The organism is Paenibacillus sp. 1SOY10 (assembly GCF_056836745.1).
This window is the reverse complement of record NZ_JBXENK010000017.1, coordinates 46,096-59,972: the sequence shown is the minus strand read 5'-3', so window position 1 is coordinate 59,972 and position 13,877 is coordinate 46,096. Positions and strand designations below refer to the sequence as shown.

The window sequence follows — 13,877 nt, the reverse complement described above, 5'->3', positions numbered from 1 at the left end:
CGAGAAGCACCGTCGATGATATACCTCGACGGTGCTTTTTTCTGTTTTAGCTTGTCCGCGTGGGGAAGACATGATAAAGGTGTCAAATGTTTAGACTCTTTCAAAAGGAATGTAACCTTTTTGTTACCGACAGCTATGCAACACTCGCTATAATTAAGGTGGTGCCTATGCGTATAGGGCATTTAGCCTATGAAACATCTGATTTTTAATGACAACAGGACTATTTTTTATCATAATGGCAAGGAGGAATCAACCATGCAGCGAAGGGGAATACACCATTCCTTATGCCTCATGTTAGGAGTCTTGATGATGGTATTTGTCATCGCTGGCTGTACATCTTCTGAGCCTGGGTGGACGGATTTTGTAGGAGCTGCGGTAGACAAGAGTTTTCCGGTCCCGAAGGAAGCCAAGCAAAGTGAGACGGTATTGAACAACTCTAAGATGGATTATGTACATTACTCGCTGACTGGACTTCATGAGAGCAAGGATGTGCCTGAGGCTTATGAGCAAGTAATTGCGGAGTGGGGCTGGACTGAACTGAAAGAGGAAAGCACAGGAACGACGTGGGTTTATGAGAAGGGAAAACAAATTGTACAGTTGACGATTCATGAAAATTCCTTCACGGTGCTTATTCCTAAGCCAGAGAGAAAAATGGTGATTCAAGGCTTGGAGAGTAGCCCTTAATAAAGAATTCAAAAAAACTTGGTTGAATGAAGTAAGCCTGTTCCTGCGATAGAGGCAGGGACAGGCTTTTTATCGTACGGTGGTGGTATGAGTGCTTTATTGAATGTAGTAGGAAATATCCAGATTCGTAATTTTGATCATTCCATCTTTGCGTTGGCCCCGAAGTACCGCAAATACAATAAAGCGGGGGAAGATGAGCCAGGCATGCCAGAACATTAGCGAGAGCACAAAGGCGATAGGTGACCAAGGGATTAGAATCAGAATGACCAGGCAGCCGATCCAGGCCGAATTCAGATACACCCTGCGATATGTAGAATAAGTCACATGCTGATCGGGCATATATCCGATCCAAGGCAGGCTGCGGCAAAAATACCAGCGTTTGCGGTACGAGCGACTCGTCAGGATCAGAATTGACCGGGACATCACATATTGAATCCATACGGTGACTGGAGCGGCCAGCAAGAAATAGAACAGGCTGGTCCAGGAGATAAAGAACATTTCGGCAGCAAGCCAAATAAAAGGCAAAACGACCAGACTACTAATTAAGGATTTAGGCAATATGACTTTTTTGAGTAATTTATAGTGATAAAAGGTTGGTTGAGATTCGGTTTCAGCGGACATTAATGAATGATCCTCCTTCAACGGTTCGTGGACCCTCTAAAGCTGACAAGCTCTTCTTAATATATCGGATGAAAAAAAAGAATAATGAAGATGCTGGGTACAAACACAGGAATGCCCGGGGCGACATAGGATAAAGTAGGGCAGCGGACTATGAAAAGGTTTAAAATAATAGAATCTGTGTCATACTGATAGTAAAACGAACAAGGTGGGATCGGGCATGGATAATTTGGCGGTTAGAACTTGCATTATTTGCCAGGAACCGAAAAGTGAGGGCATTCATATTGTTTCTGAATTTATCTGTGACGCATGTGAAGCTGAAATGATACACACGGATGTGCAGGAAGATAAATATCATTTCTTTATCCATCAAATGAAGCAGATTTGGGTGCAAAATAATGCGTAGAAGAAATATTGGCTAAAAGGACCTGTTCTTTAAGGGAGCAGGTCCTTTTATATTGCCCTATCAGGCCAAGTAGCGGTAAAATGAAGCCAAGGTATAAGTAATTATTACTTATTCTTATTTATGAATTTACGTTTAGCTGGAAGGATCAGAAATAGATATGTCTGAGGAAACGCATAATGCCCCCTTACACGAAGCACTTCGGGAATACAGGAAGAGGAAAGACACATCGTTTCATGTACCTGGACATAAGGATGGACAGGCCTGGCAAGGGTATTCCGATGATGGGGATGTGCTTGCCCAGGTAATGGGGATCGATGTAACGGAGATTACCGGAACCGATGACCTTCACCATCCGCAGGGGGTGATTGGGGAGGCACAGCGGCTGGCCGCGATCCAGTTTGGGGCGGAGGAGACCTGCTTTTTGGTTGGTGGCAGCACGGCCGGCAACCTGGCTTTGGTCCTGAGCGTATGTACTACGCCAGGAGATGTGTTGCTCGTGCAGCGAAACGTCCATAAATCCGTGATCCACGGATTAATGCTTGCGGGAGCTCACGCAGTATTTTTGGCGCCGCAGCAGGACCCCGGCAGCGGCCTTAGCACCCTCCCAAGCGCAGCGATAGTGGGAGAGGCTCTACGCCGCCATCCCGGCGCTAAAGGGGTGCTGATCACACACCCGAACTATTACGGGATGGGAGCACCGCTTCGGCCGCTGGCTGATATCTGCCATGCGCATGGGGTGCCGCTGCTTGTAGATGAGGCGCATGGGGCTCACTTCGGGCAGCACCCGGCGCTGCCGGAGAGCGCGCTATCCGCAGGGGCCGATGGTGTTGTGCAGTCGACGCATAAAATGCTTACTGCGCTGACGATGGGCGCGATGCTGCATGTTCAAGGTGGGCTGCTTGATCGCACGCTACTGAAGCAACGGCTGGCCATGCTACAGAGCTCCAGCCCTTCCTATCCGATTATGGCTTCACTTGATAGGAGTCGAAGCTTGCTGGAGGCATATGGTCCCGCCTTGCTAGCACGTGGGCTGGCTGCCGCAGGGGAGGTCCGGGAAGGTTTGAAGCAACTGTCACGCTTTGCTGTTGTGGAGCCACCGGGCGCCAGCGGAGAGTCTGCTGCATATACTATACAAGATCCGTGGAAGCTTGTTATTTACGATGCTGCGGGTGAGTTGAGTGGTTATGAATTAGAGGAACGTCTGGAGGCAGAAGGTTGTGTTCCAGAGATGAGCGATGATCGGTATGTTGTGCTTGCTCTGGGACCAGGAACTACGTTACACGATGCTCACCATTTGCTAACAGCTTTGCAGCGAATTGCAGAAGTTGAAGTGAAGCCGGGCGGTAAAGCTGTTAAATCTGCATTATCTGCTAATTTCTCCAAGAGTGTGCAGGATTCAGATATTCTTTCTCGACAAATTTCCACGTGGAACAATACAGAGGAGCATTTGCAGTTTGCTATATCTGAGCCTGTTGCTTTTGGTCTGACTCCCCTATCGCCTGAAAAGATTGAGATGGTTCCTGTGGAGCAGAGTGCAGACCGCCTGGCAGCAGAAATGGTGATTCCGTATCCCCCAGGGATTCCCTTGGTGTATCCGGGGGAGAAGATTACGAAAGCTCTCGCAGAGCGGTTGGTTGAACTTAGGAACAGCGGTGCTAAATGCCAAGGGGCCGCGGATTCACAATTGCACACAATTCAAGTGTTGAAGGCATAAAGCTCGCAGCAGAATTTTCTATATAGAAAGCAGGTACAGAACTACATGAATCATCAAGCCAAGGGACTGTTCATTACGCTTGAAGGAGGTGATGGATCGGGCAAGACCACCGTCATGCGGCAAATGGAACAAGTGCTCAGAGAGCAGGGAGTGGAGTTTGTTACTACTCGTGAGCCAGGTGGCATCGAAATTGCCGAAAAAATTCGCGATATAATTTTAAATCCACAGCATACGGCGATGGATGCGCGTACAGAAGCGCTTTTGTATGCCGCCTCCCGAAGACAGCATTTGGCGGAAAAGGTAGAGCCGTCACTAGATCAGGGGATAACGGTTCTCTGTGACCGTTTTCTTGACAGCAGCTTGGCTTATCAAGGTTATGCCCGTGGGCTTGGCATGGATGAGGTTCTGGAGATTAATTTATTTGCGACCAAGGGGCGTTTCCCCGATCTGACCTTTTATCTGGATATTACACCGGAGGCAGGGTTAGCTAGGATTGCTTCCAGTCAAAGTCGAGAGGTGAATCGGCTGGACATGGAGAGCCTTCAGTTCCATCAGAAGGTGAGGGAAGGTTATCTGCTTATCGCCGAGATGTATCCGGAGCGGATTCGAATTGTGGATGCTTCCCGCAGTAAAGAACAGGTGGCTGCCGAGATTCGCAGGCAACTTTCGGCAACATTAAAGGATTTCATGATCTAGCCGTCTAATAGTTTAATGTGGTACATTCTTTAATAAGAACGAGGAGGCGCTGCAAATGAAACTGATTGTTGCGATTATTCAAGATAAAGACAGCAACCGGCTGTCCAGTGCATTAGTGAAGGAAAATTACCGTGCCACGAAATTGGCAAGTACCGGTGGTTTTCTCCGGGCAGGCAACACTACTTTCATGATTGGTGTGGATGATCATCAGGTTGATTCCGTTCTAAATGTGATTCGTACCAGTTGCAAGGTGCGGGAGCAACTCGTGACTCCGGTTACGCCGATGAGCGGAACTACGGATTCGTATCTACCGCTACCTGTAGAGGTACAGGTGGGGGGGGCGACGGTGTTCGTTCTTCCAGTAGACCGTTTCGAACACTTTTAAGGTTATCTAAAATACAGCTTCCGATCACGAAGGGATTCAAGGGAGTGGAATCGGCGTCGAATCTTGAACGAATATACTATTATTTATATTTCAGAATAGGTGGTGAGGGCTTTGAAAATTGATCCGGGATATAGGCCGCTCAAAAGCGGTTTGGGGGTAAGCGAAAGCCCTGCCAAACCGGTGCAATCCAAAAGCTTCTCGGATGTGATGCAGCAGCATGGGCATCAGGCCACGCAAGAGGAATTAAACCGCAAGTTCAAGGAAATTCAGATGCAGGGTGATCGATTGGCCAAATCGATGACGGTGCGTGAGCTGAAGGCCTATCGACTGATGGTTAAGCGGTTCCTGGAGGACACTGTCCGCAGAGGGGTGACTATCAAGGAATCGAAGGGCTGGGATCGCCGTGGCCGGGGGAAACGCTACAAGTTGCTGGATGAAGTGGATTCGGCGCTGCTGGCCATGGCGGAAGAACTATTGGAGACGGAGCAGGGCAAAATTGAACTGCTGCAGAAGATTGGTGAAATACGCGGCATGTTGATTAATCTTTGCTTCTAGGGCGAGTTTGAGAACGCCTTAGTATTGCGGTTGTTGAAAGGACGAAATAAATACAATGTCATTCCAAAATATCATTGGGCAGGATACGGCGAAACAACTGCTGCAGAGCAGCCTGCGGCGCCAGGAAATATCTCATGCCTATCTGTTTAGTGGACCGCCTGGAAGTGGGCAAATGGAAATGGCCATGGCTTTCGTCCAGGCGTTGTTCTGCACTCAGGGCGAGGACGACGACGCATGTGGTGAATGTCTGGAGTGCCGCAAGGTGCTGCATGGCAATCACCCAGATTTATTTACGGTAAAGCCCGACGGGGCTACGATTAAAATAGAACAAATCCGCCAATTGCAGCGGATTTTCTCATATCGTTCGGAGAGTGGTAATCCGAAAGCATATATTATCGACGAAGCGGACAAGATGACGGTTCAGGCAGCTAACAGCTTGCTGAAGTTCCTGGAGGAGCCCCCTTCTCCAGCAGTTGCTATTCTATTGTCCGATAATGGACGGGCCTTGTTGCCGACCATTCAATCCCGTTCGCAGTGGGTCCCATTTTCACCACTTGATCCAGGACGTATGCTCCAGATTTTGGCGGATGAGGGATTTTCCCCAACCTTAGCACGAAGTGCTGTTCATGTTGCGGCAGGACTAGGATCATGCCGTGATCTCATCAAACAGAATTGGTTTGCAGAAATTAGAAACGTAGTGTTACAATTAGGGAAGGAAATCGCAGGCCGTGGCGGTTCTCCATTAATTACTGCACAACAAGAATTGTTCAAATCCGGGTTATCCGATCATTTGGACATGCTGTTTAATCTTTTTCATTTGTGGTTTAAGGATATGATCCATGCGCTCTATCATAAACATGATCAGATCGTTTTCATAGATGAGCTTGAATTTATTAACCGGCACGCATCCTCGCTAAGCGCAGAACAATGGATTGATGCGATGGCGCTGACTGCGGAAGGCAAGAAGAAGCTTCGCCAGCATATGAATGCCCAGCTTTGTGTGGAGCAATTCGTGATTGCGGTGGAAGGATTGCGGTAACCCGCAGATTTGGAGTACCAGAGGAAAGAAAAACGACGTAGACAAAGACCAGATACAGAGCAAGGCAGACCGTCAGGAAACTTCCTCCCCTGAGAGCAGGGATAGATTAACGAAAGCGGTTCACCAGTTTGGAGCTAGACGAGGGGGTTAGTTTTTGTATACTGTAGTGGGCGTTCGCTTTAAAAAAGCGGGCAAGATCTATTATTTCGATCCACTGGAGCTTCCTGTAGAGAAGGACCAGAGCGTGATTGTTGAAACCGCGCGTGGGATTGAATATGGTAAAGTGGTGATCGGCAAGAAGAAGGTCGGAGAATCCGATGTTGTTCTTCCACTGAAGAAAGTCATTCGGATTGCTGACGAAGCTGACGCCCGTGTTGTCGAAGAGAACAAGTTTGCGGCAAAGAATGCTTTTGCCACATGTTTAAATAAAATCAAGGATCACGAACTCAAGATGAAGCTGGTCGATGTGGAATTTACCTTTGACCGCAACAAGATTATATTCTACTTCACGGCTGAGGGCCGCGTCGATTTTCGCGAGTTGGTCAAGGATTTGGCCAGTATCTTCCGAACACGGATTGAATTGAGGCAAATCGGGGTCAGGGATGAAGCGAAGATGCTGGGTGGTATTGGACCTTGCGGTCGGATTCTCTGTTGTTCTTCCTGGTTGGGTGACTTCGAGCCGGTATCGATCAAGATGGCCAAGGATCAAAGCCTGTCGCTGAATCCGACGAAAATTTCCGGTTTGTGCGGGCGCTTGATGTGCTGCCTGAAGTATGAGCATGATAACTATGAGAGTGTTAAAGAAGAGCTTCCATCGGTAGGGAAAATGGTCATTACCTCGCTGGGCGACGGTAAGGTAGTGGGAATTAACGCCGGGTCGCGTACCGTGCATGTGCAATTGTTTGAAGTAGGCAAGGTGAAGGAGCTCCCTTTGGACGAGGTTGTTGTCAAATAAGGAGCTTACTCATATAGAAAGACTTTAGAGATGACTCTGGGGTGGGAACTTGGAGAACAAGGATATTTTCACACATATGCAGACGCTGGAAACGCAAATGGGAAAGGTACACGGCGATTTGGGCAGCCTGAAGCTGGAGGTCAAGAAGCTGGTGGAAGAAAACCAACGGCTCCTGCTCGAGAATGAACAACTGCGCAAAATACTCAAGCTGGAAAGCACGGAGGGGCGTCTGCCTCCCGGTATAGCCGAAGGCGCGGAGGGTACGATACCACCGGGCAAAGAGGCCATCGACGTGGTAGGTGAGGGCTATGATAACTTAGCGCGCCTGTACCATGAAGGCTTTCATATTTGCAATGTATATTATGGACATCTTCGCACGGAAGGCGATTGCCTGTTTTGTTTGTCGTTTTTGAATAAATAGTGAACCGTAGGGGATTCCCTACGGTTTTTTTAAAGTTTCGGGAAGGACGGAAATCAAGATTTATGGACAAGGTAACTATATATGATCAGGAACGGGTTGATGATTTGCTTACCCATCAGCTCTCGATCATTCAGAGCGATGAGGTCTTTAGCTTTTCAATGGATGCGGTACTACTGGCACGATACGCGGCTGTCCCCAAATACGGGAAGGTTCTTGATTTGTGCACGGGAAATGGGGTAGTACCGCTGTTATTGTCCACCCGGACGCAGGCAACGATCGAGGGAATTGAAATTCAGCCGAGGGTAGCAGATATGGCGCGTCGTAGTGTGGCCATGAACCAGTTGGAGCATCGTATTCATATCCGTGAAGGTGATCTTCGGGAACTTGTGCATATCACCGGACATGGAACCTATGATGCCATCACGGTCAATCCCCCTTACATGCCTTTGACGACGGGGGAGACCAAGCTTAATGAGCATCAGGCCATCGCCCGCCATGAAATTTATTGTACGCTGGATGAAGTAGTGGCTGCCGCCATGCGCTTGGTACGTCCGGGAGGCAAGGTCTCGATGGTCCATAAGGCACAACGCTTGGGAGAGATTATTACTGTGTTGCGTCAGTATCGTCTGGAGCCGAAGGTGATTCGCTTTGTTCATCCCAGAATCGGAGCAGAAGCCAATATGGTATTAATAGAAGCTTTGCGTGATGGCAAGGCGGATATGCGTGTCCTGCCTCCATTGATTGTATACGGAGAAGATGGGGGATATACGGAAGAACTTATGAACATCTATTACGGATCAAAAGAGGGTAGATCATGAGCATACATGTACAAAAAAGCTTTGTCGCGAGTTCTCCTGATTCGGTCTTAGGGGACAAGGGAAAGTTGTTTCTGGTGGGTACGCCAATTGGCAACTTGGAGGATATGACCTTCCGAGCGGTACGTACGTTGCAGGAGGCCGATATTATAGCGGCGGAGGATACAAGACAGACGAGAAAGCTGCTAACGCATTTTGATATTTCTCCTGCCAAACTGGTCAGTTATCATGAGCATAATAAAGCTGCCAGTGGGCCTGAATTAATACGCCTTATAATAGAAGGAAAAAATTTGGCATTGGTCAGTGATGCCGGTCTACCGGCGATTTCCGACCCTGGCAGCGATTTGGTGAAATTGGCATTGGAAGCCAATATTTCTGTCATTCCTATACCTGGTGCTAATGCAGCTTTATCAGCTTTAATTGTTTCGGGCTTGCCCACGGAACGCTTCATGTTTTTAGGCTTTTTACCTCGCGATTCCAAAGAACGCGGACAATTGTTAAGATCGCTGGAAGATGAGATGGGGACATTGTTGATGTACGAATCCCCACATCGTGTAATAAAGACGCTGGAGGCCCTGCTTGATGTTTGGGGGAACCGACGTATTGTATTAGCTCGGGAGCTAACGAAGCGATATGAAGAGCTAACCCGGGGATCGATTCAAGATTGTCTGGACTGGCTGCTGGAGCATCCTCCACTTGGAGAGTATTGTCTGGTTATTGAGGGAGCGGGATCTGAAGAGGTTAAGGAAAGACAGGCAGCCTGGTGGCAAACGTTGTCGTTGGAAGAGCATGTACGGCATTATGAGGAGCAGGAAGACTTGACGCGGAAGGAGGCGATGAAGAAAACAGCGCTTGATCGTGGAGTGTCGAAACGGGATATTTATAATCAACTTTTATAATATAGAAGCATTTTAAGCCGATAGTAAATTTTGGACAAAAAAAGGGTGCCCTCGCTAGGCCGGGTTCAAGCCAAGGAAGGCACCAAGGAGATATGAAAAAGGTTAGAATTAACAGTTTCAGTAAATCTATTATATACTATAATTCTTAATTTGTCACAGGGGTAGGAAGCTCAGTAATACATTCATGGCAAACAATTTTGCCTTTGAAGTATGTTACGTTTTCGGCATTGCCGCAGAAGATGCAGGCTGGCTCATATTTCTTGAGCATGATCCGTTCGCCATCTACATAAATTTCAAGCGCATCTTTCTCGCCAATACCCAGGGTGCGACGCAATTCGATAGGAATAACAACACGGCCCAACTCGTCGACTTTTCTTACGATACCTGTTGATTTCAACATACTGATGATAGCCCCTTTCAGTTCATTTTTTAATCGTCATTTTTCGACATTGTTCTATCTTTTATGATATTCATAATACCAACGATTGCCAGAATAGTCAACCTATTTATGGTAGAGTTCTTTGTTATTTCTAAATTTTTTTGATAAATATCTCTGAGAAGCATGATTATACCTAGGAAGTTAGTGATATTCTATAATTCGACATTCGACAAAGACTATATATGACTTTTTACGACAATATTCGACAAAAACCTTCGACATTAGTCAATTTTTTGTCATTTCAATTAAGAAGGAAGAGGAGTGTGTGAACCATGTATCGTCAACTTCGTGAAGAAAAGGTATTTAAGGACCCCGTACACAATTATATTCATGTACAGGATGAAGTGATCTGGTCGCTGATTAATACGTCCGAGTTCCAACGACTTCGTCGGATTCGCCAGTTGGGTACCTCGTATCTGACATTCCATGGTGCAGAGCACAGCCGTTTCTCACATTCGCTTGGGGTTTATGAAATCACGCGCCGAATTATTTCTCAGTTTGAGCGCGGCGGATATGCAGACTGGCCTGGGGAGGAGAAGCTGGTTGCTTTATGTGCGGCACTACTGCACGATCTGGGCCATGGGCCATTCTCTCATTCCATTGAGCAGGCCTTCGAGATGGACCATGAGGATTGGACTTGCAAAATTTTGCTGGGGGATACCGAGGTAGGTAGTGTACTGCGCCGAATATCTCCTGATTTTCCAGAGAAGGTCGCATCCGTCATTCGCAAGGATTATGATAATCCGATTGTGGTTAATCTGGTATCCAGTCCTCTTGATGCGGATCGAATGGACTATCTGCTGCGTGATGCTTATTTCACAGGGGTGAACTACGGTACGATTGATATGGACCGAATTTTGCGAATGCTGCGGCCTTTCCAAGGAAGGGTGGTAGTGAAGGAGTCAGGAATGCATGCGGTGGAAGATTATCTGATGTCCCGTTATCAAATGTATTGGCAGATTTACTTCCATCCGGTAACACGCAGCTCAGAAATTATACTCCGCCAAATTCTGCGCCGGGCGAAAGAACTATATCGGGATCATTATAAATTTGCATTCCTGCCCTATCCGCTCCCCAGCCTCTTCGATGGAAATATAAACGTCCGTGATTACCTGCAGTTGGACGAGGCATTGATGCAAACGGCCTTCATGCAATGGACTCGGGAAGCGGATGAGCGGCTTAGTGATTTGTGTATCCGGTTTTTAAATCGGAAATTGTATAAATATGTAGAGGTTGAGACGATTGATCTGGAAATGTTGGGACAAATTCGTACCGCTTTCGAACAGGTAGGATTAAATCCCGATTACGATATGGAAATTGATTTTCCAACGGATCTACCTTATGATGTGTTCCGTCCGGACGAGGGAATTGGGGAGAAGCAAATCCTGTTACTGGACCGCCAAGAGCAGTTGCGGGAAATCTCTGAGGTGTCCGATATTGTCAGGTCGATTAGCGGACTGCATCGGGGGAAATATCATTTGTATTATCCCGACAATAAGTTATGCGCTGTCATGGATCAGTTACCCCGTGAAGTTGCGCAAATTTTTAAACAACGCATTTAGGAGGTCAGAGGACATCATGTTATTTGATACACATACGCATTTGGATGCAACCCAATTTGACGAAGATCGTGAGGAAGTGATTGCGCGTGCCGTAGAACAAGGGGTTACGCGAATGATTAACATCGGGTTTAACCGGGAGACGATCCCGACAACGATGAAGTTGGCCGAGTCTTATGACTTCATTTATGCTGCGGTAGGGTGGCACCCTCAGGATGCCATTACGATGCAAGAGGGAGATTTGGACTGGATTGCTGAATTATGCAAGCATGAGAAGGTAGTCGCTATCGGTGAGATCGGACTGGATTATTATTGGGATACCTCCCCTAAAGAGGTGCAGCATAAGGTGTTCCGCAAGCAAATCGGGCTGGCTCGCAGTCTCGGCATGCCGATTTGCATTCATAATCGTGATGCTCATGAGGACGTCGTCAAAATTTTGCGCGAAGAAAAAGCTCATAAAGTGGGAGGTGTTATGCATTCTTATTCTGGCAGTTGGGAAATTGCCAAAATGTGTCTGGATTTGGGATTTCATTTGTCGTTTGGCGGACCCATTACGTTTAAAAATGCAAAGCAGCCGAAAGAAGTATTGGCAAAGACACCTATTGACCGATTATTGATCGAAACGGATTCCCCTTATTTAACTCCTCATCCATTTAGAGGTAAACGAAACGAGTCTGCTCATGTACGCCTGGTTGCCGAAATGGCTGCCGAGCTAAAAGGGTTAACCTTTGAGGAAATTGCCCAAATTACCACTCGAAATGCACTGGAACGATTTGGTATTCCGAGTATTTGAGAGATAAACGGATGAAAAAGCGAGGATTTCGGAAAGATTAATACATTTTAACCATTAAAACGGATATAATTACATTTTTTTAACCATTTATTTAAAAAAACGTGGTTGATTCGTCCTTTACAACATGCATCGAAACAGGATAGAATTTTTTCAGTGATCGTTTTGATCCGTTTCGAACACTTGAAATTTGGATCACTTCGATGCTTGATTCCATGAACCAGTCTCGCTGAATCTCCGAATGGAGAACGGGGGAACCAATGCAAGCGACTAGCGGCGAATTTGCCAACTGCGCTCGTATTTGATTTCTTTATCAGGGTCTATGGGGTGAATTCGAGGTCATTGCGCCATGAGCGAATGTACTGAGAAGGGGCGGCTCTCTTTCGTCCTAACCCGACAGCTAACCTCGTAAGCGTATCAAGAGAGGTAACTCGTGCAGCCTACTACACCAAGACCATCAGGAAGCCACGAAGGAGTTCCTCTAACTCTTTCTTTAGGCTTCTTTTGTTTTGAATAAAAGTAGTAGGGTCATCATACTGTTGATAAACAGGAGGTGACACCCGCAGGGCAGACTGGGAAAGGATACGAAATGCACGTGAGCAAGAGCCGCATTTCGTAAATCAAGAATGTAGTCGCGTCAAATGTAATTGTGCATCGATCTTGACGGCGAGGCTATGTAAGGAGGACGGAAGATATGGGCATTTTCCGCAAAGAGGAGACCCATGAATCACGCTCATCCAGCATGTCTTACGCATTGCGATGGAAGCAGTTAAATATTCGTCAGGTTGCGCTCGTCGGCGTTCTGACCATCGCGGTAATCATCATCATCCTCATATGGCTGTATGGCCAGCAAAATAAACAAATCTCCCTGGTTGTCGACGGTAATGTCCAATCAGTGGAAACCCGGGAAGACAGCGTTGCTGACCTGCTGGATGAACAGGCCATCAATCTGCATCCCAAAGATACATTATCGCGTCCGCTAGATAGCATGCTGGAAGATGGCGACCGTGTCGTCATTGTGCGGGCGGTTCCGGTAAAGGTGAGTGTGGACGGAGAGACAAAAACGACTTTCACTACCAAGGAGAAGGTCAAAGATGTGCTAGATGAGCTAGGCGTCACTTTGAATCAAGATGATAAGGTAACACCTGCCCTGGATCGCAAGTTGGACTCGGACGCAGGAATCACCATTGTTCGGGTGAGCAAGCATTTGGTACAAACCGAAGAAGCTGTGCCTTTTAACGTCGTAAAGACATCCGATAAGGAATTGCTGAAGGGAACGACAAAGGTCGTTCAGCCTGGCAGTGAGGGCATGGTCATTCACAACATCGAGAAAACCTATGAGGACGGAGTATTCGTGACCAAGCGCTGGCTTGGCAAGGAGGTCTCGAAGGAGGCCCAGCCTAAAGTCGTGGCCGTAGGCACGAAAGAACCGACAGCCGTTCTGTCGGCTAGCATCAGCCGCAGCGCAAATACTGTGAACATTGGCGGCAATGCCACCAAGAACGGTGTCTCTTTTAAATATAAAAAGATGCTTAAGAATGTTACGCTGACCGCCTACTCTTCGGAGCAAGAAGGAATTGGCACTCGTACAGCTTCCGGCACTCGCGTGACGGAGGGCAGAACGATTGCCGTTGACAAATCCGTCGTTCCGCTTGGCTGGTGGGTCTACATTGAAGGAATCGGGTTCCGCAAGGCTGAAGATACCGGCGGAGCCATCAAGGGAAATAAAATGGACGTTTACTACGACAGCTTGAAGACGGCTAAAAACTTTGGCCGTAAGAAAGGTCGTACCGTATATGTCATCGGCCCGACGAAGCCGGAATTAAACTAGCTTCTCCGTTTTACAATGCGGAGGAAGTGGGATACAATATGTACACAAAGTATTCAGGATGATGATAAAGA

16 protein-coding genes and 1 riboswitch are annotated in these 13,877 nt (G+C 47.3%); of the genes, 14 read left to right on the top strand and 2 right to left on the bottom strand.

Annotation, left to right across the window (positions count from 1 at the left end):
• The first annotated feature begins 255 nt into the window (after window positions 1-255).
• Window positions 256-684, top strand: a complete 429-nt coding sequence (locus AC1VOR_RS22695) for a hypothetical protein (protein ID WP_482621244.1) — start codon at window positions 256-258, stop codon at window positions 682-684.
• Window positions 685-780: 96 nt separating this feature from the next.
• Here AC1VOR_RS22695 and AC1VOR_RS22690 read toward each other — a convergent pair whose 3' ends face one another.
• Window positions 781-1,305, bottom strand: a complete 525-nt coding sequence (locus AC1VOR_RS22690; RefSeq protein WP_482621243.1) for a hypothetical protein — start codon at window positions 1,303-1,305, stop codon at window positions 781-783.
• Window positions 1,306-1,522: 217 nt separating this feature from the next.
• On the opposite strand from AC1VOR_RS22690, the gene AC1VOR_RS22685 reads away from it, so the two are divergent.
• From AC1VOR_RS22685 to rsmI, 10 genes are all read left to right on the top strand, one after another.
• A complete protein-coding gene (locus AC1VOR_RS22685; protein WP_482621242.1) occupies window positions 1,523-1,708 on the top strand; it encodes a sigma factor G inhibitor Gin in 186 nt (61 codons plus the stop codon).
• Between the two features lie 157 nt (window positions 1,709-1,865).
• On the top strand, window positions 1,866-3,422 hold the full coding sequence (locus tag AC1VOR_RS22680) for an aminotransferase class I/II-fold pyridoxal phosphate-dependent enzyme (protein ID WP_482621240.1): 1,557 nt from the start codon (window positions 1,866-1,868) through the stop codon (window positions 3,420-3,422).
• Window positions 3,423-3,467: 45 nt separating this feature from the next.
• Complete coding sequence (gene tmk, locus AC1VOR_RS22675; protein ID WP_482621238.1) at window positions 3,468-4,118, top strand: dTMP kinase; 651 nt, start codon at window positions 3,468-3,470, stop codon at window positions 4,116-4,118.
• 55 nt (window positions 4,119-4,173) lie between these two features.
• Entirely contained in the window at window positions 4,174-4,503 is a 330-nt protein-coding gene (locus AC1VOR_RS22670; RefSeq protein ID WP_059048766.1) for a cyclic-di-AMP receptor, read from the top strand.
• A gap of 111 nt (window positions 4,504-4,614) precedes the next feature.
• Window positions 4,615-5,058, top strand: a complete 444-nt coding sequence (locus AC1VOR_RS22665; protein WP_059048765.1) for a YaaR family protein — start codon at window positions 4,615-4,617, stop codon at window positions 5,056-5,058.
• A gap of 55 nt (window positions 5,059-5,113) precedes the next feature.
• Window positions 5,114-6,097 (top strand): DNA polymerase III subunit delta', encoded by a 984-nt coding sequence (holB, locus tag AC1VOR_RS22660; RefSeq protein WP_482621236.1) that lies wholly within the window; start codon window positions 5,114-5,116, stop codon window positions 6,095-6,097.
• Between the two features lie 154 nt (window positions 6,098-6,251).
• Entirely contained in the window at window positions 6,252-7,052 is an 801-nt protein-coding gene (locus AC1VOR_RS22655) for a PSP1 domain-containing protein (protein ID WP_059048763.1), read from the top strand.
• Window positions 7,053-7,101: 49 nt separating this feature from the next.
• Entirely contained in the window at window positions 7,102-7,473 is a 372-nt protein-coding gene (locus tag AC1VOR_RS22650; RefSeq protein WP_482621234.1) for an initiation-control protein YabA, read from the top strand.
• 62 nt (window positions 7,474-7,535) lie between these two features.
• Window positions 7,536-8,291: a tRNA1(Val) (adenine(37)-N6)-methyltransferase gene (locus AC1VOR_RS22645; RefSeq protein ID WP_482621233.1), complete on the top strand. Its 756-nt coding sequence runs from the start codon at window positions 7,536-7,538 to the stop codon at window positions 8,289-8,291.
• On the top strand, window positions 8,288-9,187 hold the full coding sequence (gene rsmI, locus AC1VOR_RS22640; RefSeq protein ID WP_482621232.1) for a 16S rRNA (cytidine(1402)-2'-O)-methyltransferase: 900 nt from the start codon (window positions 8,288-8,290) through the stop codon (window positions 9,185-9,187). The genes AC1VOR_RS22645 and rsmI overlap by 4 nt, the downstream gene beginning before the upstream one ends.
• A gap of 145 nt (window positions 9,188-9,332) precedes the next feature.
• Here the strand turns inward: rsmI and AC1VOR_RS22635 are convergent, their stop codons facing one another.
• On the bottom strand, window positions 9,333-9,587 hold the full coding sequence (locus AC1VOR_RS22635) for an AbrB/MazE/SpoVT family DNA-binding domain-containing protein (RefSeq protein ID WP_018753512.1): 255 nt from the start codon (window positions 9,585-9,587) through the stop codon (window positions 9,333-9,335).
• 311 nt (window positions 9,588-9,898) lie between these two features.
• Between AC1VOR_RS22635 and AC1VOR_RS22630 the strand changes: the two genes are divergently transcribed.
• From AC1VOR_RS22630 to AC1VOR_RS22620, 3 genes are all read left to right on the top strand, one after another.
• Window positions 9,899-11,188, top strand: coding sequence for an HD domain-containing protein (locus AC1VOR_RS22630; RefSeq protein WP_482621229.1), 1,290 nt, complete (start codon window positions 9,899-9,901; stop codon window positions 11,186-11,188).
• 13 nt (window positions 11,189-11,201) lie between these two features.
• Entirely contained in the window at window positions 11,202-11,978 is a 777-nt protein-coding gene (locus AC1VOR_RS22625) for a TatD family hydrolase (protein WP_482621249.1), read from the top strand.
• Between the two features lie 214 nt (window positions 11,979-12,192).
• Window positions 12,193-12,406: riboswitch (cyclic di-AMP (ydaO/yuaA leader) on the top strand.
• A 263-nt stretch (window positions 12,407-12,669) separates the two neighbouring features.
• The gene (locus tag AC1VOR_RS22620) at window positions 12,670-13,806 is read left to right on the top strand and encodes a ubiquitin-like domain-containing protein (RefSeq protein ID WP_482621228.1); all 1,137 of its coding nucleotides are present in this window, start codon (window positions 12,670-12,672) and stop codon (window positions 13,804-13,806) included.
• The last annotated feature ends 71 nt before the right edge of the window (window positions 13,807-13,877 follow it).